At 67.8% G+C, this 21,937-nt stretch carries 15 protein-coding genes; 5 read left to right on the top strand and 10 right to left on the bottom strand.

Translation table 11 applies throughout. The features are described 5' to 3' along the window. Positions 1-28: 28 nt before the first annotated feature. From ACIO92_RS28375 to ychF, 7 genes are all read right to left on the bottom strand, one after another. Positions 29-1,129, bottom strand: coding sequence for a tyrosine-type recombinase/integrase (locus ACIO92_RS28375; protein ID WP_402283295.1), 1,101 nt, complete (start codon positions 1,127-1,129; stop codon positions 29-31). Positions 1,130-1,546: 417 nt separating this feature from the next. Beyond that, positions 1,547-3,166, bottom strand: a complete 1,620-nt coding sequence (locus tag ACIO92_RS28380; RefSeq protein ID WP_402059852.1) for an endonuclease NucS domain-containing protein — start codon at positions 3,164-3,166, stop codon at positions 1,547-1,549. Between the two features lie 64 nt (positions 3,167-3,230). After that, positions 3,231-3,977 (bottom strand): hypothetical protein, encoded by a 747-nt coding sequence (locus tag ACIO92_RS28385; RefSeq protein ID WP_402059850.1) that lies wholly within the window; start codon positions 3,975-3,977, stop codon positions 3,231-3,233. A gap of 561 nt (positions 3,978-4,538) precedes the next feature. Beyond that, positions 4,539-6,128, bottom strand: coding sequence for an N-6 DNA methylase (locus ACIO92_RS28390; protein WP_402283361.1), 1,590 nt, complete (start codon positions 6,126-6,128; stop codon positions 4,539-4,541). A 50-nt stretch (positions 6,129-6,178) separates the two neighbouring features. Continuing rightward, positions 6,179-7,732 (bottom strand): restriction endonuclease subunit S, encoded by a 1,554-nt coding sequence (locus ACIO92_RS28395; RefSeq protein WP_402059847.1) that lies wholly within the window; start codon positions 7,730-7,732, stop codon positions 6,179-6,181. Continuing rightward, positions 7,729-11,331, bottom strand: coding sequence for a DEAD/DEAH box helicase family protein (locus ACIO92_RS28400; protein WP_402059845.1), 3,603 nt, complete (start codon positions 11,329-11,331; stop codon positions 7,729-7,731). Before ACIO92_RS28400 ends, ACIO92_RS28395 begins: the two co-directional genes overlap by 4 nt. A gap of 414 nt (positions 11,332-11,745) precedes the next feature. Further along, positions 11,746-12,834, bottom strand: a complete 1,089-nt coding sequence (gene ychF, locus ACIO92_RS28405; protein ID WP_402059842.1) for a redox-regulated ATPase YchF — start codon at positions 12,832-12,834, stop codon at positions 11,746-11,748. Between the two features lie 252 nt (positions 12,835-13,086). On the opposite strand from ychF, the gene ACIO92_RS28410 reads away from it, so the two are divergent. Next, positions 13,087-13,779, top strand: coding sequence for a DUF6542 domain-containing protein (locus tag ACIO92_RS28410; protein ID WP_401240845.1), 693 nt, complete (start codon positions 13,087-13,089; stop codon positions 13,777-13,779). Positions 13,780-14,041: 262 nt separating this feature from the next. On the opposite strand, the gene ppgK is transcribed toward ACIO92_RS28410, so the two are convergent. Both ppgK and ACIO92_RS28420 read right to left on the bottom strand, forming a co-directional pair. Next, positions 14,042-14,785, bottom strand: a complete 744-nt coding sequence (ppgK, locus tag ACIO92_RS28415; protein ID WP_366440103.1) for a polyphosphate--glucose phosphotransferase — start codon at positions 14,783-14,785, stop codon at positions 14,042-14,044. 30 nt (positions 14,786-14,815) lie between these two features. Continuing rightward, the gene (locus tag ACIO92_RS28420) at positions 14,816-15,859 is read right to left on the bottom strand and encodes a 4-hydroxy-3-methylbut-2-enyl diphosphate reductase (RefSeq protein WP_401240842.1); all 1,044 of its coding nucleotides are present in this window, start codon (positions 15,857-15,859) and stop codon (positions 14,816-14,818) included. A 54-nt stretch (positions 15,860-15,913) separates the two neighbouring features. Between ACIO92_RS28420 and ACIO92_RS28425 the strand changes: the two genes are divergently transcribed. The 4 genes from ACIO92_RS28425 (at position 15,914) to ACIO92_RS28440 (ending at position 21,187) form a co-directional block, all read left to right on the top strand. After that, entirely contained in the window at positions 15,914-17,284 is a 1,371-nt protein-coding gene (locus ACIO92_RS28425) for an APC family permease (RefSeq protein ID WP_401240839.1), read from the top strand. Between the two features lie 439 nt (positions 17,285-17,723). Continuing rightward, a complete protein-coding gene (gene xseA, locus ACIO92_RS28430) occupies positions 17,724-18,941 on the top strand; it encodes an exodeoxyribonuclease VII large subunit (protein ID WP_366440100.1) in 1,218 nt (405 codons plus the stop codon). Between the two features lie 227 nt (positions 18,942-19,168). Then, the gene (locus ACIO92_RS28435) at positions 19,169-19,435 is read left to right on the top strand and encodes an exodeoxyribonuclease VII small subunit (protein WP_366440099.1); all 267 of its coding nucleotides are present in this window, start codon (positions 19,169-19,171) and stop codon (positions 19,433-19,435) included. 1,161 nt (positions 19,436-20,596) lie between these two features. Beyond that, positions 20,597-21,187 (top strand): malonic semialdehyde reductase, encoded by a 591-nt coding sequence (locus tag ACIO92_RS28440; protein ID WP_366440098.1) that lies wholly within the window; start codon positions 20,597-20,599, stop codon positions 21,185-21,187. A 139-nt stretch (positions 21,188-21,326) separates the two neighbouring features. On the opposite strand, the gene ACIO92_RS28445 is transcribed toward ACIO92_RS28440, so the two are convergent. Beyond that, positions 21,327-21,851, bottom strand: coding sequence for a DUF4245 domain-containing protein (locus ACIO92_RS28445; protein WP_366440097.1), 525 nt, complete (start codon positions 21,849-21,851; stop codon positions 21,327-21,329). Between the last annotated feature and the right edge of the window lie 86 nt (positions 21,852-21,937).

Below are 21,937 nucleotides of genomic sequence, written 5' to 3' on the forward strand. Positions count from 1 at the left end.
CCACGCAGGCCAGCCAGCTCTCGTACGCCTACACAGCTCGGTTGCCGGCGCTCGAGCTCGCCTCCTCTGACGACAGGGACACCACGTCCGGGGTCACGGGCCGCATGGAGCGCTGCAAGACTTCCCGGCAGCGCTCCCACGCGCTGGGCAGCAGATGTCCGTAGATATCGACCGTAGTCTTGACCGAACGGTGTCCCAGCCAGCGCGACACCTCGTGGATCGGCACACCGTTGGCCAGGGCAGTGGAGGCAAAGAAGTGCCGCAGGCTACGAGGCGTGTACTTGGCCTTGCCGTCCAGATCGACCAGGCCGGCCAAGAGGCATGCCTTCTTGAACTGGTAGCCGTAGGACGCGATGGACGGCATCACCCCGGCGCCAGGCTGACGCGGGGCGAAGAAGGTCTCGAGCCGAATCCGCTTGCCCTTCTGCCCGCTAAAAGCCACGGGCACCGGCTTCCACCTGCGGAGATGAGCATCGATCTCCTGCTCGACGAACAGGGCGGTGGGGATGTCTCGGTACTCCTTCTCCAGCCGATGTTTCAGGGGGACGAAGGGTGTCGGGCAGTCCTCGTGGTGCGCCTTGGCACTCACCTGCCATCGGACTCTGACGAAGCTAGACCGCCTGCACTCGGTGGAGAAGGCCAGGGCCTCGCTGGGTCGCTGGCCGGTGCCGGACTGAAGGTAGACGGCTAGGCGGAACTGTGGCGTGATGTGCGCAGCGATGAGATCAACCTCAGCTGGCGTCGGCACTGCGTCCTCGTCCACCGCCACAGCATCCCTACGGGATACCCGGATGCCCCGGGCAGGATTCTCAGTGATGCGTTTATCGACGACGGCCGCTTCCATGATGGCGGCCACCATCACCATGCGGTCGTTCACTGTCGACGCAGCCAGCCCTGCACCGCCTCGGTAGATGTCCTTGACGAACCTCTCAAAGTCCCGCCGCGCCAACCCAGCCAGCGGCTTACGACCAAGACTCGGCACGAGATGGTTGCGAACGAACCCTTCGTAGTTACAACGGGTCGCCTCACCGATGACTCGTCGCTCAAGCCACTCCCCGGCCCAGACCGACAAGGGCACAGCGCTGCGAGCAGGATCGACGCGCACGCGAGTCTGCTTATCCTGCTCCACAGCGGCAGCGAAGGCGTCCGCACCGTCCAAGCCGACCCTCCGCGGAAACGACTTCTCCCGCTGCCGCCCCCGTCTGCCGCCCAACTCCCGATACCGCACGGTCCACGCATGACCGCACCTTGGACGCAAGCAGGGGTAGTTACCGTCGCGGGCATCCCTCTTGCACCTCTGAAAGACGCTCGCCAACCGCCACCCCCGATCTGCCGGACTGCTGTCCTTGAGATCGTGACCACCGCCTCGCATGTGTGCAAGAAGCGCGCTACCAATCCACTCTTCTCAGCGAATCCGCGCGATCGGTGACACGCGGACGGTGCAGACAGAAACCAGCCACATAAATCGACAGGCGCCTCTCCGCTACCACCTCATTAGCGACGCATCTCCAAGGCGCACAGTCACTCTGGTTGCGATCGGCGTCCACTACATTGTGTGGATGAAAGCGTGGTACTCCCTGGCCACGATCTCAGCCTCGCGGGAGTGCCTGGCGATGTACTGCCCAACTGAGACGATCTCGCCATCAGCCGCGATGTTGGCGAACGCTTGCCTGTATTCGCGAGGATGCGAGGCTGCGGAATAGAATCGAGCACCCTGCTCGTGCTGCACCCAGATGCGGTGCTCGTCGGATTCAGATGCCTCAGACCGGGCGGGGCCGGTGCTTTCCAGGAGTACGTAGTGCAGCCCGAGGAGATCTAGGAGCTCGCGGTCGCGTTCCCACACCGTTCCCGCGTACATGTTACTCATGAGGAACAAGGGGTCTCGGTATACGAGCCGTACTGCATCGGGGAGCGGCATGCCTCGCCCGTTCCAACAAAGGGCGCCGCGCACTGAACTGCGCAGCCCGTGTCGGGATACAGCTTCACCCATGACCATCGGCAGAAGCTCCTCCATCCGGTCGGGCCAACCGTGGATGATTGCTTGTAGGAGATTGCACGGGTTGTAGACGTGCAGCCCAATGTCTCCGTCACCGACCTTTGGGCTCACTTCGTCTAGCCAGCTCTCCACCAGTGACTCCCACTCATGGTTGCCGGCGAGGCTCTGCCGAATCTCCTGCCGAAACGCCTTCCAGCGGCTGGCTACTTGCGGGCTGGCGGTACCCGTATAGAGGACCTGACTGTCTCCTCGCTCGTCCCCGGTGAGGAAGCGGAACAGGTCTTGCTGCTCGAAGGCAGCAGTATCGTCGTAAGCGCCGGTACCTCGGAAGCCTCGTACGGCCCAGTTGGGGTTTTCGGCAAGATTCTTAAGCAGTCCTGGCTGAGCAGATTCCATGTTCATGCCGCGCATCTCGCTGCGCGCAAGGAGATTGCAGATGGCGCACAGGGCGAGGTACTCAGCCTGATACTCGGCGGCAAAAGGCTCTGGCCCGTCGTAACCGTCCAGGAGTTCTTCCGAGACGATTTCCTCGTTCACCCGGCCTACCGCAAGGTACAGGCCGAAAGGCGCAGGTATGTAGTGCTTCTCCGCCACCCGGTCCAGATCCGCCGCTAGTAGGTCGAGCGCCCCAAGCTCGTCCGCAACCTTACTGATGATCTTCCAGCCCTGATCGCGCTGTTCCGCCGAGGCGAAGAAGAACAGGTTATGGATGGGGGTAACCCGAGGCTCGAACGCCCGAGGCAGTAGCTCCACCCGCTCGGCCCCTGCAGGAGCACCGCTACCGTCCAGGAGAAGCCGGTACCCGCGAAGATCATGGCTCCAGTCACGTGCCGCGTGACTGACAGCGACCAGGAGCTCATCCCAGTCATCCGGCATGGCCACGATCACGGCGCGGATGCGGTCCGGCGCGAGGTTCTTCTCCCGGTAGAGAAGCTCCGTGTACTTGTTGACTTCGTGCAAGGCCTGTCGTGCGCTGGACCGGGACCGCTTCAGCTCAATGACCACCCACATCTGATGGCGATCGCGAGCCAGGATGTCGATGCTGCCCCTCGTGCCATGGGCATTGGGGAGCGGGTACTCCTCAATCTGAACCGGACGGAGCCCCGGCTCGATCAACTCCAGGTTCCTTACGAGCACATTGCGCAGAACGTTCTCAAGAGGCGGTCGCATGGCCGAAGGCTAAACCAGAGGACTGACAAGGACCCTAGGACGAGTTCGCAGGGCTCAACAACGATCAGTCAGTCTCGTGCAACTGATCTCCACCCGTCGTTTCCGAGGCCTCCACCGAAGTCGGGTCTGGAGCTGGAAGCCCAGAGGGGCTGGAAGCCTCTCCCTCCAGTGCGTACGCGAGCGCGAGCGCGATCCGCTCGATCCAGTTCAGCGCGTCCGTGACATCAGCCTCGCCGATCGGCCGGCGCTGCTTGAGGTCGCCGTCGATCAGGTCCGCGTCGTGCGCAATCTGGTTTCGACGGCGGAGCAGCAGGATGTACTTACCGCGCAGCCGCTTCTCATCGTATGAAGTGCGGTACTGGCTCCACCGGTTGACCCACTTCGCAGCCTCCCGCCACACCTTGACATCGGTGACGAGCGCCATCACCTTCGCAATGGCATCCGGGTTCTGCAAAGTCTGCCGGGCGATGTCCTGGCGCACCCTCTCTGCGACCACCTCTGAGGTGGTCGATTCGCCCCGCTGCACCCTCTCCAGGCAGTAGAGCGGCAACGGGTAGTCGCGGAGCTTCCGCGGCATGTCAGGGTCGTCCTTGGCAGCTTCCTCGGCCACCCGGCGCAACACCTCTTCTTGCACCCAGTGTTCGAGAGCAGCGATGGACTGCACCCAGGCGGCCCGATAGAAATCGCCGGTGTCGATGCCCTTGGGACTGAGCACCTCCAGTGCCTGTCCTGCTCGCACCATCTGGCGCGCGTACGACAGGTTCGTGACGAACGACTCGAACTGACGGGTCTGAGGGTGTGCGATGGCCATGCATACCTCTGTGCGGCGCGTGGAAGGACGGGAGCTTCGGGACGTGGACTCCTAATGTTCCCTGCACTGCACAGAGGCCAGTCAAGCGGCTTTGCGGATCACGGTCGGTTGTGGCTCGATCTAATCGCTTCGGCTCCAAGATCCGCCCCTTTACCCCCTTACAACAGGGTTCTGGAGCGCTCCTCCGTACGTACAGGGGTCGGCCAGGCTCGCGTCAAGGCATCGGCCCAAGATTCCGAGACACAGGCCGACAACCCCAGCCGGTTGCAGAGCCGTACGCTGAGCGGTTGACAGCAGGCCAGTTCACTACCGGAGCAGGCAACGACGTAGCAGGACTTGCCGTCTGCGCCGCCTCAGGGAGAGTGGGGCGGTTGACCCAGAGGTATCCGCCGTGGCACCTGCTGCCGCTGCTTCATCGTCGAGGTTGGTGCATCGTAGAGGCTTCAGCATCGCCATCCCCAGAGAAATGACCGACAGTCATCGCACGATAACGCCGGAGAGCTGTAAGGCACTTGGCGTTGCAGCTCTCCGGCTCGTTGACAACGAACGTTCCGGCCGTCGTTAGACCTCTTCCACCTCTGGTACGTCCACATCCGCACCTAGCGACTTTGCGATGGCAGCGAACTCGGCGAGGGCGGACTGGAGATCGCGCACGATCTCCTCGGCGATGACCTCCGGCTCCAGGTCGCTGTCCGCGTCCTCCAAGGCCGGGTCCTTCATCCACGTGATGTCAAGGTTGACCTTGTCGCGCCCAATCAAGTCCTCGTACGCGTAAGCCTTCCAGCAGCCGTTTTCATCCTCATCCCCGACGCGGGCAGTCAGTGGCTCGCCGGCCTTGTATCGGGCGACGAAGTCGTCCAGGTGAGCGCGGGTCAGCGGGCGCTGCTTCATCGTGAAGTGCTGGCCGGTGCGGAAGTCGTAGATCCATGTGACGGTGGTGTGCGGCTTGCCGTCGGCGCGCGGGGGCTTCTTGTCGAAGAACAGTACGTTGGCCTTGACACCGCCTGCGTAGAAGATGCCGGTGGGCAAGCGCAAGATCGTGTGCAGATCGAACTCGTCAAGGAGCTTGCGGCGGACCTTCTCGCCCGCGCCGCCCTCGAAGAGGACGTTATCCGGAAGGACGACGGCGGCCCGGCCGTTGACTGCCGTCAACGACATGATGTGCTGAAGGAAGTTGAGCTGCTTGTTAGTCGTGGTGGCCGTGAAGTCGTCACGGTCGTACTGAATGTCTTCCTTCTCAAGCTCGCCGTCTTGGCCGATCACCGTGATCGCGGACTTCCGGCCGAAGGGTGGGTTGGCGAGGACCAGACTCGCGTGCCGGCCACTCGGCTTCTCGGCAAGCGCGTCGCCGACGTCGATCAGACTCGGGCCGTCGCTCTTGCCGATGCCGTGCAAGAGCATGTTCATGGCAGCCAGGCGGGCGGTACCGGTGACCAGCTCGTTGCCCCAGATCTTGGATCCGCTGTCGTACGCCTTGCGTGCGTCGATGTCCATGTCCCGGACGTGGTGCCGAGTGACGTACGCGTGGGCAGCAATCAGGAAGCCCCCGGTGCCGCAGGCGGGGTCAGTGATGGTGTCGTCCGGGCCCGGCCGGGTCACGTCCACCATCGCGTCGATGAGCGCTCGCGGCGTGAAGTACTGGCCGGCGCCGGTCTTCGTGTCCGAGGCACCCTTGGCGAGCAGGCCCTCATAGGCATCACCCTTGAGATCGGTACCAGTGACCGTCCACTCCTCGCGGCCGATCAGCTCGACGACGAGCCTCTCAAGCAGTGCAGGCTTGGTGATCCGGTTCTGGGCGTCGGCGAAGATCGTGCCGATGGTGGTGCGGGGCTTACGGCCGAGGTGCTCCAGGATGGCGCGGTAGTGCGCTTCGAGCTCGGTACCGCGCTTGCTGACGAGCGACTTCCAGTTGTAGTCGGCGGGCACAACGGCGCTGAGGTCGCGGCCACCCCACTCGTCGTTCTCGATCTCGTCGACCATCTTCAGGAACAGGAGATACGAAAGCTGCTCGACGTACTCGATGGTGGACATGCCGTTGTCACGGAGGACGTTGCAGTAGTTCCAGAGCTTGGCGACCAGCGTGTTGGTCTGCGCGGCAGCCTTCTTGGACTTCGGCGTCTCGGTGAGGGGGACGTTGTGGGCGGAGGGCATGACAGCGTCGTCCGCGGTGGTCTCGGCGGCGGTATCGGATGCGAGCGCGGTCACTGGTCGAACAACTCCTGCTGAACAGAGTCGGAGGGGGAGGGGGTTGGTGCGGGTGCGGCCTTCGTCGCCTCGGCAACAGTGGTCGCCTTACGCGGGCGAGCAGCCCGCTTGGCCGCTTCGCGGACGGGCATGGCGGCCTCGCGCCCGGCGGCGATGCGAGCAAGGACCGTGGCGGCGGGCTCGTCAGAGGGGTCCTGCGGAACCAGGTCTCCGTTGAATGCCTTCCGCAGGATCGCTGACTTCAGCCCTTCGGCGCGCTTCACCGCCGCTCCAGCCGCCGATTGCGGGCGGGTCAGCGCCGACTCCCAGTCACGCAAGACCGTCAGCGCCTCCCGCTGCTCGGCTGGCGGAGGGACTGGAATTGGCATCAACGCCATTTTGGCGCTGTTGACATTGGCCTGACCGACCTGTTGCGTCACCACCGAAGCAATGTATCGACGACCAAAATTACTGTTCACCACCTTGTTAACCCAGTCCGGGTCAACACCTTCAGCGAAACGACATCGAATCAAGTATGAGGCATATACTGCGCGCCCCATCTCATTTCGAAATACAGCCGATTTTCCTACCAACTCAGCACTGTTGGTCCGATTGAAGAGAAGATCCCCATCTTGAAGGATGGTTTTTTCGATATCCGAGTGGCTAGCAGGAAGGAACTTGAGGTCCTCTAGATCCAGTTCTCCACCTTGGATATTCCCCATCCTGATCACCGGAACATCGTCAACGTTCGCTTTCGGCGACGTCTTCGCCGACGTCCCGTACTGAATATCTAGACAAAGCGACCCCAGGGTGCGCCAGCCCCAGCCGGCAGGGATCTCATAGAGCTCGGTTGCTTCAGGATTCCGGATTTGGGCCCAACGCTTCTTTCCCGCTACGCGCGCAACTTGATCATCCACTCGCGAGAGGAAATTGCCAGCGTCATCCTCACTTCCTGCAGCTCGTCTCCGCCCACTAATGACAGCACTGACCATCTGTTTCTGCAGGGCAGACCCTTGCGACCGCACCTTCTTCAGCATCATGCTTGCTGCGTCGAGCCGGGAGATCTGCTCTTCGAGAGCCTCGACGATGCGTTCTTGTTCGGCGAGCGGGGGCAGAGGAATCGGCCATTGCTTGAGCACGGTCTGGCTGATGTTTTGCTGCGTCCCTCCCTTTCCCGACGAAATGAGCCGACCGCGTTGACTGCGCAAGTACCAGAACAGATACTTCGCATCCAACACTTCAGGGAAAGGTACCGCATGCGCGATCGCCTGGTTCGTAGTGACTGGAATTCCGGCGATCGCCAACTTGCCGATCGATCCGTACATTGCAATGAGAATGGCGCCTTCAGGAATCCACTTCGCGGAACTGGCGGCGAGGCCGGCATCCGTGATGGTCTGTACCGTCTCGCGAAGCACTCCATCATCCATGTCACCGATCACTGCCCACGGAATGGTGCCGCCGTAGTATTCCGAAGCCTTAGCTTTCGGCGTCCCTCCGCTTCCCCACTGAGCAACGCCTCCAAGTCGAGCCCAAGCCCACCCCTCCGGCAACCCGCCCATTCCCTTGCTCAAGCCAATTCCCGATTCAGCTCGTCCAACAGTTCCAGCGCTTGGTTCCTACCGCCAAAGGTGTTCGCGAAACCTGGGCCGCCACCCTTTTCGGAGAACGGCATGTGGCCGAAGTCCTCACGTTCCATTCCCAGATCGACCACGATCGCGTCCTTGATCCGGTGCAGCCACCACAGCTGGTCATCTGTAAATTCCGCACGCGCCTGGCTCTGCCGCAGCAGCCAGCCATCGAAACGCTCCTCGACCACCGTACGATACGGGCGAAGCTGGTCGTCCGCGCCGAGCGTGTAGCGGACCAGGTTCATGAGGTCACCCAAGCCGGCTGACGTCGTCAGCGATTCGGCCGCCTCGCCGAGCAGCTCGTAGTGGTCCCAGATGACCTTTGGGGTCCAGTTCCGCCTGGTGGCCTTGATGGCCGCCATCAGTTCCTTCAGGTGGGCCCGCGCCTCCTGCGGCCGCACCCGCGAGCCGCTACCGAGGATCACCTGGAGAGCGATGGCCTCCGCCGCCGCCTCGTCGTGCTTGCGGCTCTCCAGGAGCTGGCGCCATTCCGCCAGCTCCTTCGCTGCCCGCTCCTCCCTCGGGACCTCATTCAGCTTCAGCGTGACCTCGGTCGTCGCGTCGTACGTGAGGTCGTGCTGCTGCTTGATGCCAATGATCAGCTTTCGCAGTTCCGGGTGTGTGGTCAGAGTCTCGACCGAGTCGTGGACCAGCCGTCGCGCGCGGTCCGCGCCGCCTTCCCGGTACGCCCGGTCCTGGGTGTCGACGTCCACCGCGTCGGTGATCTTCCGGACGATGTCTGCCAGTGGCATCCCGCCCGATGCCTGCTCGATCCGCTCCCGCTCCTCTTTCGTGAGCTTGCGGTCAAGCCGGGCCAGCCGGCGCCCGAGCGTCTCGGCCTGCTCGGCCGTCAGCGAGCGGCTACCCGCCTTGTCCATCAGCTTGGTGAGGCTGAGACTGCCGCCGTCCGGCGGCAGCATCGGGCGGGTGTCGACCAGAGGCGATGCGGTGACGCCCACCGCGTCGACCAGGACGAAACGGTCCTTGGCCAGGTCCGCGGCCGGGTCTGGGGTGACCGCCTTCAGGTCGTCGGCGTAGATCGTGCGGGCGCCGCGTCCCTTCATCTGTTCGAAGAGGACAGGGCTGCGAACGGCCCGCAGGAAGATCACGCACTCCAGGGACTTGACGTCCGTACCCGTGGCGATCATGTCGACCGTGACGGCGACCCGCAGCAACGGCGAGTTCCGCAGGTCGTTGACGAGCTGCTCGGGGTCGTCGCCCTTGTCCCGGGAGCGATAGGTGATCTTCTTGGCAAAGGCGTCTCCCCGCCCGAAGACCTCTTTGACCTGCTTGAGGACTTCGTCCGCGTGGTCATCGCTCGCCGCGAAGACCAGCGTCTTGGGCAGTTCGGTCCGGCCCGGGAACCAGCGCTGCCAGTTGTTCTTGTACGCGGTGAGGACGGCCCGGATCTCGTCCTCGGCAATCACCGTGCGGCCGATTTGGCCGACCGTGTACACGAAGTCCTCGTCCAGCTCCTCGTAACGCTGGGCGCGGGTCTTGCGGTCGCGGATACGGACCGTCGTCCCCTTATCGATCTTTGCACCGCCGTCCTCCCGTATGGAGGAGTCCATGGTGACCACGTCGAAGTCGACGTTGACGCCGTCAGCGACGGCTTGTTCGTAGGTGTACTCGGAGACCATGTTGCCGTCGAAGAAGCCCTTGGTCTGCCGGGTAGGGGTGGCGGTGAGGCCGACCAGGTGGGCGTCGAAGTAGTCCAGGACGCCGCGCCACAGGCCATAGATGGAGCGGTGACACTCGTCGATGACGATCAAGTCGAAGGACTCGATCGGGACGGCCGGGTTGTACTCAACGGTGACCGGGCTGTCGGTCATGTAATTCTCGTCGAGAGTAGAGGTGTCCTCGCGGTCCTCTGCCTCAGCACTGTCCTCCAGCGGCTCGCCCTTGAGGAGCGCGTACATGCGCTGGATCGTGGAGACGACGACGGAGGACGTCTCCTGGAGACCGGATCGTCCAAGTGAGTCGACGTTGTAGAGGTCGGTGAACTTGCGGTTCTCATCCGGCGTCTTGTAGCGGTCGAACTCGGCCTTGGCCTGGCGGCCGAGGTTGTTGCGGTCGACGAGGAAGAGAATGCGGCGAGCACGCGCATGCTTGAGCAGCCGGTACGACTCGGTGACCGCTGTATAGGTCTTACCCGCACCGGTGGCCATCTGGATCAGCGCGCGCGGCTTGTCCTGGGCAAGTGAACTCTCCAGGCCGACGATCGCCTCTTCCTGCGCCGTACGCAGGTCGTGCGACTCCAGTGCCGGCAGCGCGGTACGCAGGGCGGCCCGGAAGGTGGGGGTGTCCGGGTGCTCGGTGGCCCGCTTCATCCAGGCAGCGAAGGTCTCCGGACGGTGGAAGGCGAAAACCGAGCGGGAGCGAGCGTGCGGGTCGAGGAGGTTGAGAAAGAGCGTCTCGGCGCCAGTGGTGGCGTAGCGGAAGGCGAACGGTTCCCTCTCGCGCCAAACCGCCATGGAGTGTTCCTTGAGGACACCTCCCGCGTACCGCTCGTTCTGCGCGAGGGCGCCGGCCAGGGGGGTGCCCTCACGTTTGGCCTCGATGACACCGACGATCGCGCCGTCGACGTACAACACGTAGTCGGCACGGCCGGTGGCCAGGCTGAACTCTCGAACCGCGACACCCTGGGAAGCGAGTGGATTGAGGTCACCGTAGTCCTGGACCGTCCAGCCGGCCCGGGTGAGCATCTCGTCGATCCGGACACGAGCCTGCACCTCATTGAGCGGCTCGGGCCGCTGGGCGCGGGCGACGATCGCCTCACGCGCATTGACGCTGACCGGCCGGGGCTTGAGACGCTCCTGGTCGTAATGGTCCTGGTGGGCGCGCCGGAGCCGCTCGATCTCGTCCCGGTGACGGGCTACCTCCGCCTCAGACTCAGCACGGGCCCGCTCAGCAGCCTCGGTCAGCCTCTCGGCCTCCTCCCGACCGCGCCGCTCGGCCTCCAGCCGGTCACCGACCTCGCTGAGGCGGGTTCGGGACTCAGCGAGGGTGCGCTGGTAGCGACCGAGCGCCTCGCGGAGCTCGGCCAGCTCGGCGGATCCGCCCGCCACCTCGCTAGGCAGCTGGGGCGGCACGAACGCATCGATCTCTCGTACATTGTCGATCGCGCGGGAAAAGAACTGGCCAAGCTGGAAGCAGAGTTCGACGGCCTTGAGGGCCTTACTGGTGTCGAAGAGGTGATTGTGCGCGGCGTCGTTGCGCCCCCGGCGGAGCGTGTCGAAGGCATCCCGAGTTCGACCGGGGAGCAGGCCAGCGCGCTGGAGTCCGGCCAGCCGGTCGATCTGCCGGGTTCCCTCTACGCGCACACCGGCCCGCTGCACCAGCTCCTCGGCAAGCACCTCGCCGAACTGGCCGGAGGCGACATACGAGACGTTGGGGTTGGTGAAGACGGACTGCTCGGCCTGTGTTCCGTAGATCGCCAGCAGGGGCTGCAACGCGTAGAGCCGCCCGAAGTTGGGAGACCTCCGGGCTGCTGCCTTCAGCTGCTCCGGAACTTGCTCACGACGCCGTGCCTGCCCGCTCATACGCTGCCGCTCCTCGACCAGGCCACATCCGGCCCTACCTGTGACAAGACCTCTCAGCGTATGCCTAACTAAGGACTCCGCTCTGACGAATAAACCGATCAAGTCAAGAAGCACTGCCGCGCGCCCGCCGCCCGCGCAGGGTCAGACTGGCGCGCCCGCCTCGAGCGCCAAGCCTGCGCTCTCTGCCGCGAGCTGCCTCCGGAGGAAGCACCGAGATCGCATTGTCAGCACGGGACAGCATCCCAGGGGTGGCCACAAGTGCTGAGGGGTGATCGTTTCCGGCCCTCTGGGGCAGCACCCAGCACCAAAACGCACCACTGGGCTGCAATGAGGCGCTAGAGGGGCCCATCTCGGACTGATGGACCCCACTTGACATGCACCTTTCCAGTGCAGGAAGTTTGATTGAAGCTTCAATTAAATATTGAAGCGGAACTCCACCACGTCCCCGTCCTGCATGACGTACTCCTTGCCCTCCATACGGGCCTTGCCGGCGGCGCGGGCGTCGGCTACCGAGCCGGTTTCCACGAGGTCGGCGAAGGAGATGACCTCGGCCTTGATGAAGCCCTTCTGGAAGTCGGTGTGGATCACACCGGCCGCCTCCGGGGCCGTCGCGCCCTGCTTGATCGTCCAGGCGCGGGACTCCTTCGGGCCCGCCGTCAGGTAGGTCTGGAGGCCCAGGGTCGCGAAGCCCACGCGGGCGAGGGTGGCCAGGCCCGGCTCCTCCGCGCCGACCGACTGGAGGAGCTCCATGGCGTCCTCCTCGTCCAGCTCCGCGAGGTCCTGCTCCAGCTTCGCGTTGAGGAAGATCGCCTCCGCCGGGGCCACCAGCGCGCTCTGCTCCGCCTTGAACGCCTCGTCCGTCAGCTCCTCCTCGTCCACGTTGAACACGTAGAGGAAGGGCTTGGTGGTGAGCAGGTGCAGGTCGTGGAGGAGCTCCGTCTTCTCCGTGCCCTGGACGATGCCCTGCGAGAAGAGCGTGTCACCGCGCTCCAGGATCGCCTGGGCCGCCTCGACCGCCGCGACCTTGGGCGCCACGTCCTTCTTGATCCGCGACTCCTTCTGGAGGCGCGGCAGGACCTTCTCGATCGTCTGGAGGTCCGCGAGGATCAGCTCCGTGTTGATCGTCTCGATGTCGTCCTTCGGCGAGACCTTGCCGTCGACGTGGACGACGTTCTCGTCCTTGAAGGCGCGGATGACCTGGCAGATCGCGTCCGACTCGCGGATGTTCGCGAGGAACTTGTTGCCCAGGCCCTCGCCCTCGCTCGCGCCGCGCACGATGCCCGCGATGTCGACGAAGTCGACCGTCGCCGGGAGGACGCGCTGCGACCCGAAGATCTCGGCGAGCTTCGTCAGACGGGCGTCCGGGACGCCGACGACGCCGACGTTGGGCTCGATCGTGGCGAACGGGTAGTTGGCCGCCAGTACGTCGTTCTTGGTCAGGGCGTTGAACAGGGTCGACTTGCCGACATTCGGCAGACCGACGATTCCGATCGTGAGCGACACGGTGGCGACTTCCTGAAGGTGTGGACGGGGGGCCGATCCCCCAGTTTACGGGCGGGTCGAACCGGCCAGTGACGCCGACCTTCGGTCGTTCTCAGGGGCAAGGTCACCCAAAGGGCGTGTCCCGGACCCGGTTCCCGCCCCTACCCGACCTACGTTGGGGGGGTGGAGCAGCACAGGACAAGTCAGCCGCAAGGCCGCCGACGGCCGCAAACCCCCGCGACGCCGCCCGGCGCGCTCGTGGAGGGTGCCGCCGTGTACCGGGTGACCGGCAGGACCCGGCGGGGCCCCGGCGGCGCCCGCGTCGAGCGCGCGGGGGCCCCGGGAGCCGCCGGGCGACCGCCGGGCGGCCGTCCGGTGCCGCCCGTCGTCCTCGCCCTGCGGCGCCTTCCGGCACCCCGGCTGACCGGGCTCGGCGCGGGGCTCTTCGCCTCCGCCGTCATGCTGGCGCTCGGCTTCCTCGACCTGCTGCTGTTCGACGGCTCCCCGCTGGTCTACGGGCTGCTGTTCCTGCCGGTCAGCGCCCTCACGGCGCTCTGGGTACGGGCCGCCGACCTGGTCACCGCCCCCATCAGCGTGCCCATCGCCTTCGCCGTCGGCGTCGTCCCCGTCGCCGGGGGCACCGGCGGCTTCGGCGGGCAGGCCATGGCCGTCGTGACGGCGCTCGCCGTCCACGCCGGGTGGCTGTACGGCGGCACGCTCGTCGCCGGGCTCATCGCCAGCGTCCGGAAGGTGCGGGAGATGGGGCGGCGCCAGCACCCCGCCCGGCTCGCCCCCGCGCCCGCGTCGCCCAGCGCCGGAGCAGCAGCCCCAGCCGCAGCCGGGAAGGGCCCCGGGGGTGCTTCCGGGGCCGGTACGGGTGCCGGGCCCGGATCCGGAGCCGCTCCCGGTGCCGGGCCCGGGGAGGCCGCCCGCAATACGGCCCCGCGCCGTCGTCCCGTGATCTGAGAGGCACCCCGGCGGCGGGGCACCGGGCCCAGCGCCAGGGCCCGGGGCCGGGCCGGGGCTCGCCCGGGGCTCTTGACGCGAGGCCCGTCCCCCGGGCGGGCCGCCGCCCCCGGGACCGGCCCGTCCGACCAGGCCCGCCCCCCGTTCCGCCTCCGGCCCGGCACCTTCTGGCCCCGGCCCGGCGATGCCCGGCCCCGTACCCCGTACCCCCGCGCTCCCCTGATCAGACCGTGCCCGTGCGCAGCCCGCGCTCAGCCCCTGCTCAGCCCGTCCCCGCCGTCATCCCCGCGCCCACGATGCCCGCGTTGTTCTGGAGTTCCGCCGGGACGATCTCCGCCCTGATGCCCTCGATCAGCGGCAGGAACCTGTCCGCCTTGCGGCTCACCCCGCCGCCGATGATGAAGAGCTCCGGCGAGAACAGCATCTCCACGTGCGCGAGGTACTTGGTCAGACGGCGCTTCGCCCAGTGCTCCCAGGTGAGGTCCTCGTCCTCCTTGGCCTTGGTCGAGGCCCTGGTCTCGGCGTCGTGGCCCTTCAGCTCCAGGTGGCCCAGCTCCGTGTTCGGGACCAGGCGGCCGTCGACGAAGAGCGCCGAGCCGATGCCCGTGCCGAGGGTCAGCAGGATCACGGTGCCCCCGCGGCCCCGGCCCGCGCCGTAGGTCATCTCGGCGGTCCCGGCCGCGTCGGCGTCGTTGAGGACGGTCACGGGCCGGCCGCCCAGCCGCTCGCCCAGCAGGGCGCCCGCGTCGACGTCGATCCAGGACTTGTCGACGTTCGCGGCCGTACGGACCGTGGAGCCGGTGACCACCCCGGGGAAGGTCACCCCCACGGGTCCGGTCCAGCCGAAGTGCTCCACGACCTCGACGACGCAGCCCGCCACACCGTCGGGTGTGGCGGGCTGCGGGGTCAGGACCTTGTAGCGCTCCTCGGCGAGCGCGCCGCGCTCCAGGTCCACGGGGGCACCCTTGATGCCCGATCCGCCGATGTCCACTCCGAAGACGTTCATGGACCCCACGGTAAGGGCTGCGGCGCGGAGTTACTCCTTGACGGGCGCGGTGGCGAGGAGCTTCGCCGCCTCGGCCCGCAGGTCCTTGTTGCGGAGCTCCTTGGGCAGCGAGAAGGTGAGGGACTCGTCGGCCGTCTTGACGATCTCCACGTCGGCGTAGCCGCGCTCGGAGAGCCACTCCAGGACCTCCTGCACCAGGACGTCCGGGACGGAGGCGCCGGAGGAGAGACCGATGCTGGTCACGCCCTCCAGCCACGCCTCGTCGATCTCGGTCGCGAAGTCGACCAGGTACGCGGCGGGGACGCCCGCCTGCTTGGCGACCTCGACCATGCGGATCGAGTTCGAGGAGTTCTTCGAGCCGACGACGATCACCAGCTCGGCCTGGCCGGCCAGCTCCTTGATCGCGATCTGGCGGTTCTGCGTGGCGTAGCAGATGTCGTCCGACGGCGGGGAGATCAGCTGCGGGAACTTCTCCTTCAGCGCGTCGACCGTCTCCATCGTCTCGTCGACGGAGAGCGTGGTCTGGGAGAGCCAGACGACCCGGGCGGGGTCGCGGACCTCGATCTTCGCCACGTCACCGGGGCCGTCGACCAGCTGGATGTGGTCGGGGGCCTCGCCGGAGGTGCCGATGACCTCCTCGTGGCCCTCGTGGCCGATGAGGAGGATGTCGAAGTCCTCGTTGGCGAAGCGGACGGCTTCCTTGTGGACCTTGGTGACCAGCGGACAGGTGGCGTCGATCGTCTTCAGGAGCCCGTCGCGGGCCTCGTCGTGGACGGTCGGGGCGACGCCGTGCGCGGAGAACATCACGATGTTGCCCGGCGGCACCTCGGTCGCCTGGTCGACGAAGATCGCGCCCTTCCGCTCCAGCGTCTGGACCACGTACTTGTTGTGGACGATCTCGTGGCGGACGTAGATCGGCGCACCGTACTGCTCCAGGGCCTTCTCCACCGCGATCACGGCACGGTCCACGCCCGCGCAGTAGCCGCGGGGGGCGGCGAGCAGGACACGCTTCGGGCGGTTCGTCGCAGCGGCGGAATCGGGCGTCGGCGCGGGCGTTGCAGTCATGCGTCCCATCGTAAGGCCGCGTCGGTGAAGGGTTTGATCGGCATCGTGGCCGAAACTGTGCCCATGGCCGAGGATTCGCAGGTGGCGGCGCACGGTGACGGCGCCGGACATTCGGGGCTTCGTCGGAACCTCGGGTTCCGTGATCTGGTCGTCTACGGCCTGCTCTTCATCGCTCCCATGGCGCCCGTCGGCGTCTTCGGGACGCTCGACGCCAGGTCCGGCGGGGCCGTCGCACTGGTGTACGTCGTGGCCACGGTCGCGATGGCGTTCACCGCGTTCAGCTACGCGCAGATGGTGCGGGTCGCCCCGCAGGCCGGTTCGGTCTTCGCCTACGCCCGCAAGGGCCTGGGAGAAGGGCCGGGATTCATCGCCGGGTGGATGGCGATGCTCGACTACCTGCTGATCCCGGCCGTCGCGTACCTCTTCGCGGGCATCGCCATGGAGTCCCTCGTCCCGGCGGTCGACCGGTGGGTGTGGACGGGCATCGCCGTCGTCGTCACCACGCTGCTCAATCTGTGGGGCGTCCGGGCCGCCGCCCGCGTCGGCCTCGCCGTGCTCGCGATGGAGATCGTGGTGCTGCTGGTCTTCGTGGTGTCCGCGGTGGTGGTGCTCGTACGGGACGGGGCACGGCGCGACTGGTGGTCGCCGCTCGTCGGGGACGCCTCGTTCTCGTCCGCGGCGGTGATCGGGGCGGTGTCGGTGGCCGTCCTGTCGTACCTGGGTTTCGACGCCATCGCCTCCTTCGCGGAGGAGGTCACCGGCGGGTCGGCGAAGGTCGCGCGGGCGGTGTTGTTCTGTCTGGCCCTCGCGGGTCTGCTGTTCGTCGCGCAGTCCTGGCTGGCCGCCCTCCTCGAACCGCTCTCCTCGGCCGAGCTGGCCGCCGACCCGGAGAAGCAGGGAACGGCCTTCTACGACGCCGTCAACGCCTCGGTGGGAAACTGGCTGCACGACCTGGTGGCGGCCTCGAAGGCGATCGGGGCGGCCTTCGCCGCGCTCGCCGGGCAGGCGGCGGGCGGGCGACTGCTGTTCGCGATGGGCCGCGACCGGCGTCTGCCGCACGTGCTCGCCCGGACGGACGGGGGTGTGCCGAGGGTCGCGCTGCTCGTGTCGGCGGTGGTGACGATGACCGCGGCGCTGTGGGCGGCCCGGCGGAGCGACGGCCTCGACCATCTGGTGTCGGTGGTCGACGTCGGCGCGCTGACGGCCTTCGTCCTGCTGCACGCGAGCGTGGTCGGCTGGTTCGCGGTCCGGCGCGCGGAGGGGCCGCCGCACGTCCTCAAGCACGTGGTCCTGCCGGTGGTCGGCGCGGCGATCCTGGTCGCGGTGATCGTGGGTGCCTCACCGGCGGCACAGGTCGTCGGCGTGGTCTGGCTGGGCGTGGGTCTGGTGGTCCTGGCGGTGCAGGGCGCGGGCAGGACACCGGCGGGACGGTGAGACGACCGGTGGCGGGGCGGTGAGCGGGGGGGGCGGTGAGCGGGGGGGCGGCGAGAGGGGGCGGGCCAAGTGGGCGGGGGCGGCCGAGGCCGGGTCAGGTCGGGCCAGGTCGGATCGCGCCGGATCGGGTCGGGCCAGGTCGGGTCGGGCCAGGTCGGGTCGGGCCAGGTCGGGTCGGGTCGGGTCGGGCCAGGTCGGGTCGGGTCGGGCCAGGTCGGGTCGGGCCAGGTCGGATCGGGTCGGGCCAGGTCGCGTCGGGTCGGGTCGGGTCGGTATGACGGAACCGGACAAGGTCAGGCAGTCCGATGAGGGCGGTGTGTGCCGGGACCGGAACGTCGGCTTCGGCTCGGTGGGGGCGGTGTGACGGGTGGGGACCGCATCCCGTACTCCCCCGTCCCGCACCCCTGACGTTGTCGTACCGCGCCGTTACGCTCGGTCCATGGCTCTGACTACGTCCTCCGAAGCGCCGCTTCCCGTCGGCGAGGTCTCCCGGCTGATCGGGGGCTGGATCGACCGGCTCGGGGCGATCTGGGTCGAGGGGCAGATCACCCAGCTGTCGCGGCGCCCCGGTGCCGGGGTCGTCTTCCTGACCCTGCGCGATCCCTCGTACGACATCTCCATCGGCGTCACCTGCTACCGCCAGGTCTTCGACTCGGTCGCGGACGTGGTGTCCGAGGGCGCGCGGGTGCTCGTGCACGCGAAGCCCGAGTGGTACGCGCCGCGCGGACAGCTGTCGCTGCGGGCGTCGGAGATCAAGCCGGTCGGCATCGGCGAGCTGCTCGCCCGGCTGGAGCAGCTGAAGCGGAGCCTGGCCGCCGAGGGCCTCTTCGCCCAGGACCGGAAGAGACCGCTGCCGTTCCTGCCGCACCGGATCGGGCTCGTCTGCGGGCGCGCGTCGGCGGCGGAGCGGGACGTCCTGGAGAACGCCCGGCGGCGCTGGCCCGCCGTCGCCTTCGAGGTGCGGAACGTGGCGGTGCAGGGCGTGAAGGCCGTTCCGCAGGTCGTGGGGGCGGTCCGGGAGCTCGACGCCCACCCGGAGGTGGACGTGATCGTGGTCGCCCGGGGCGGCGGCAGCGTCGAGGACCTGCTGCCGTTCTCGGACGAGCAGCTGATCCGCGCCGTGGCCGACTGCCGTACGCCGGTGGTCTCGGCCATCGGGCACGAACCGGACTCGCCGTTGCTCGACCTGGTGGCCGATCTGCGCGCCTCGACTCCGACGGACGCGGCCAAGAAGGTCGTACCGGACGTCGGGGAGGAGCTGGACCGGGTACGGGGGCTCCGGGACCGGGGCCTGCGGACCGTACGGGGGCTCCTCGACCGGGAGGAGCGCGGGCTCGCGCACGCGCTCGCGCGGCCGGTCATGGAGCGGCCCCTGCGGATGGTCGAGGTCCGCGAGGACGAGGTCGCCGCACTCCTCGCCCGGAGCAGACGGGTCCTGGGGCATCTGCTGGACCGGGCGGACTCGGAGCTGTCGCACACCCGGGCGCGGGTCCGCGCGCTGTCGCCCGCCGCGACGATGGAGCGGGGGTACGCGGTGCTCCAGCGGGCGGACGGGTCGGTGGTCCGCTCCCCCGAGGAGGTCGCGGAGGGCGAGGACCTGCGGGCACGGGTCGCGGAGGGCGAGTTCGCGGTCCGCCGCGTGCCGGACGCGACCTGACCGGGTCGGACCTGATCCGGTCGATCGGGCCTGACCTGGTCGAACCTGATCCGGTCGATCGGGCCTGACCTGGTCGAACCTGATCCGGTCGATCGGGCCTGACCGGGTCGGACCTGATCCGGTCGATCGGGCCTGATCCGGTCGGGGCCGGTCGGAGCGGGCGGCCGAAGATCTACGTGAGACAGCACCCCGGCGCGGAGCCGGGGAGGAGACAGAGGGAGCGGCAGATGGCGAAGGGCGCGGACGCGGGGACTGCGGAGGGCGCGGACGGGGCGGTGCTCGGGTACGAGGAGGCGCGGGACGAGCTGATCGAGGTCGTCCGGCGGCTGGAGGCGGGCGGCACGTCCCTGGAGGAGTCGCTGGCGCTCTGGGAGCGCGGTGAGGAGCTGGCGAAGGTGTGCAGGCGTCGCCTCGAAGGGGCGCGGGCCCGGCTCGACGCCTCCCTCGCGGCGGAGCGCGCGGCCGAGGCCGACGGGGAGCAGGAGGAGCGGTAGCCCCGCGGGGGCCGTACCGCCCGGGGGTCGCGCCGCCCCGCCAGAAGCCCTACGGGGGATGCGCCTCCCCGCCAGGCGGAAGAAGCGATGATCCGCGCCACCTGGGCCGGTGCGGCAGAGGGCCGGTCCCGCGCCCCGGACGCGATGAAGGGGCGTGCCGCCTCACCGGGCGCGGGAAGCGATGCCTCGACCCGCCGGACGTGGGGGGCTGCGAGCCTGCGCCCCCCAGGACACGAAGCACGAAGAGGGACAGCGCCACCCTGTCCGGACGGGACAGGACTGGCCCTCGCCACCTGGTGCGGGGAGGGTCGGTGACACCCGGCATCAGGCAAGGGGCGGCAGCCCCGCGCCCCGGACAGGAAGAGTGACCGCGCAGCCGGACGCGAGAGTCAGCGGCGCCCGGCACGACACGAAGGGCGCGGCCCCGGGCCCTCGGCCGTAAAAAGTGACCGTGCCGCCCCACTGGGCACAAGAGGCAGTGCCCCCGCGCCGCCCGACGCGAGGGGTCAGTGGCGGCCCGGCATGGCGCAGGGGGTGGTTGCCCCGCGCCGCCGTTCGCGGAAAGGGGCCGTGCCGCGCCATCGGCGTCAGCGGCGAAGGCCCCGCGAAGCCTCGTGACAGCCGCCACCCGCCACCAGAAGGGTCGGTGGCATCCGGCATGGCGCCAGGAGCGGGTAGTCCCGCCCCTCCGAGCACGACGAGGGGCTGCCCCGTCCCATGGGCGGGAGCAGTGGTACCCCGCGACGGCCGCCGCGAGGGGAGTCCGAGCCCCGGCCGGGGGCGCGAAGGACCGTAGCCGCCCGCCCCCGGGCCTGAGAACGGGCCCCGGCGGGCGCGTGGAGCGACAGCCGCCGTCCGGGCCGGGCGCGGAGAGTGGCCGTGCCTCCCCATCAGGCACGAGAAGTGAGGACCCCGGCCCGCCGGGCACAAGGACCCATGCCCGCCCCGCCTCGCCTCGCCTCGCCTCGCACCACCCTGCCCCACACCCACACCAGATCGGCGCCCCCTCCCCTCCCCCTCCCGCGCCTGCCGTAGACTCGAACGTGAAACGGATCACTATCCGGATGGGTTAGTTGAAGTTTCACCAATCAGGGGCGTACTGTCCAGGACATCGCTTGAACCCCACGAGCGCCCCCTTGTGCAGTCCGGAAGGTACGCCGCATGTCTCTCGTTCTTGACCCCGCCGCCCAGGACCTCCTCTTCCGCGAGGCCCGCACCGCCAACACGTTCACCGACGAGCCGGTGACCGACGAGCAGGTCCAGGCGATCTACGACCTGGTCAAGTTCGGCCCCACCGCCTTCAACCAGAGCCCGCTGCGCGTCACCCTGGTCCGCTCCCCCGAGGCCCGCGAGCGCCTGGTGAAGCACATGTCCGAGGGCAACCAGGCCAAGACCGCCGCCGCCCCGCTCGTCGCGATCCTCTCCGCCGACAACGAGTTCCACGAGGAGCTCCCGGCGCTGCTCCCGCACTTCCCGCAGGCCAAGGACCTCTTCTTCGGCGAGCGCCCGGTCCGCGAGCAGTCCGCCGTCATGAACGCCGCCCTCCAGGCCGCGTACTTCATCGTGGGCGTCCGCGCCGCCGGTCTGGCCGCGGGCCCGATGACCGGTCTGGACTTCTCCGGCCTCCGGAAGGAGTTCCTGGACGACGACCACACCCCCCTGATGGTCGTCAACATCGGCAAGCCGGGCGAGGACGCCTGGTTCCCGCGCTCCCCGCGCCTCTCGTACGACGAGGTCATCACCACCGTCTGATCACGGACGGCGGCGCCACGACGGCGCGGAGAAGGCCCCGCACTCCTCGGAGCGCGGGGCCTTCCCCATACCGAAATACCGAAATACCGAAGAACTGCAGAGCCGAAGAACCGAAGAACCGAAGTCCCTCCGGCGGTCCCTACGCCTTCTTCGCCCGGAGCGAGCCGGCCATCTCGGCGAACCGCTCGAACGAGGCGGTGCCGGTGACGACCGTCGTCGCACCGCCGTCCGTCCGGACCAGCGCGTCGTACTTCGGCCCCTCCCAGCGCTGCCAGACCTCACCGGCCACCGTCTGGGTCTTCCCGGTGTTCTTCGCCTGCTGGGTGACCTTCGGCACGAACGTCCCCGGCGAGGTCGTCGACTGGTGGAGCGCCACGTACTGGGTGTCCGGGGAGAGGAAACCGAGCTGCCAGGCGTCGCCGTCCCCGCGCTTGTACGAGACGACCGTCGCCTTCCATCCCTCGCCGAGGCCCTCGGGGGCCAGCACCGGATACGGCGCCGCCCGCTGGGCCGTCAGGAGTTCGACCCGGTAGTCCTTCGCCGGGACCGGGTCGGCGCCCTCGTCGTGCGGGATGAAGTAATACATCACACCTGCGGCGACCAAGATCACCCCGAGGGACTGGATCATCCCGCGTACCGTCTGCCTGCCTCGCTTAGCTGCCACGCACACCATGGTCGCATCAGGGTGTCGCGCTCATACGTGGGCCCCTCTGCTCATTTTATCGGCCTAGCGATAGAGTCACAGCACCC

Origin of the sequence: Streptomyces sp. NPDC087215, assembly GCF_044744885.1 — a bacterium.
GTDB lineage: Bacteria > Actinomycetota > Actinomycetes > Streptomycetales > Streptomycetaceae > Streptomyces.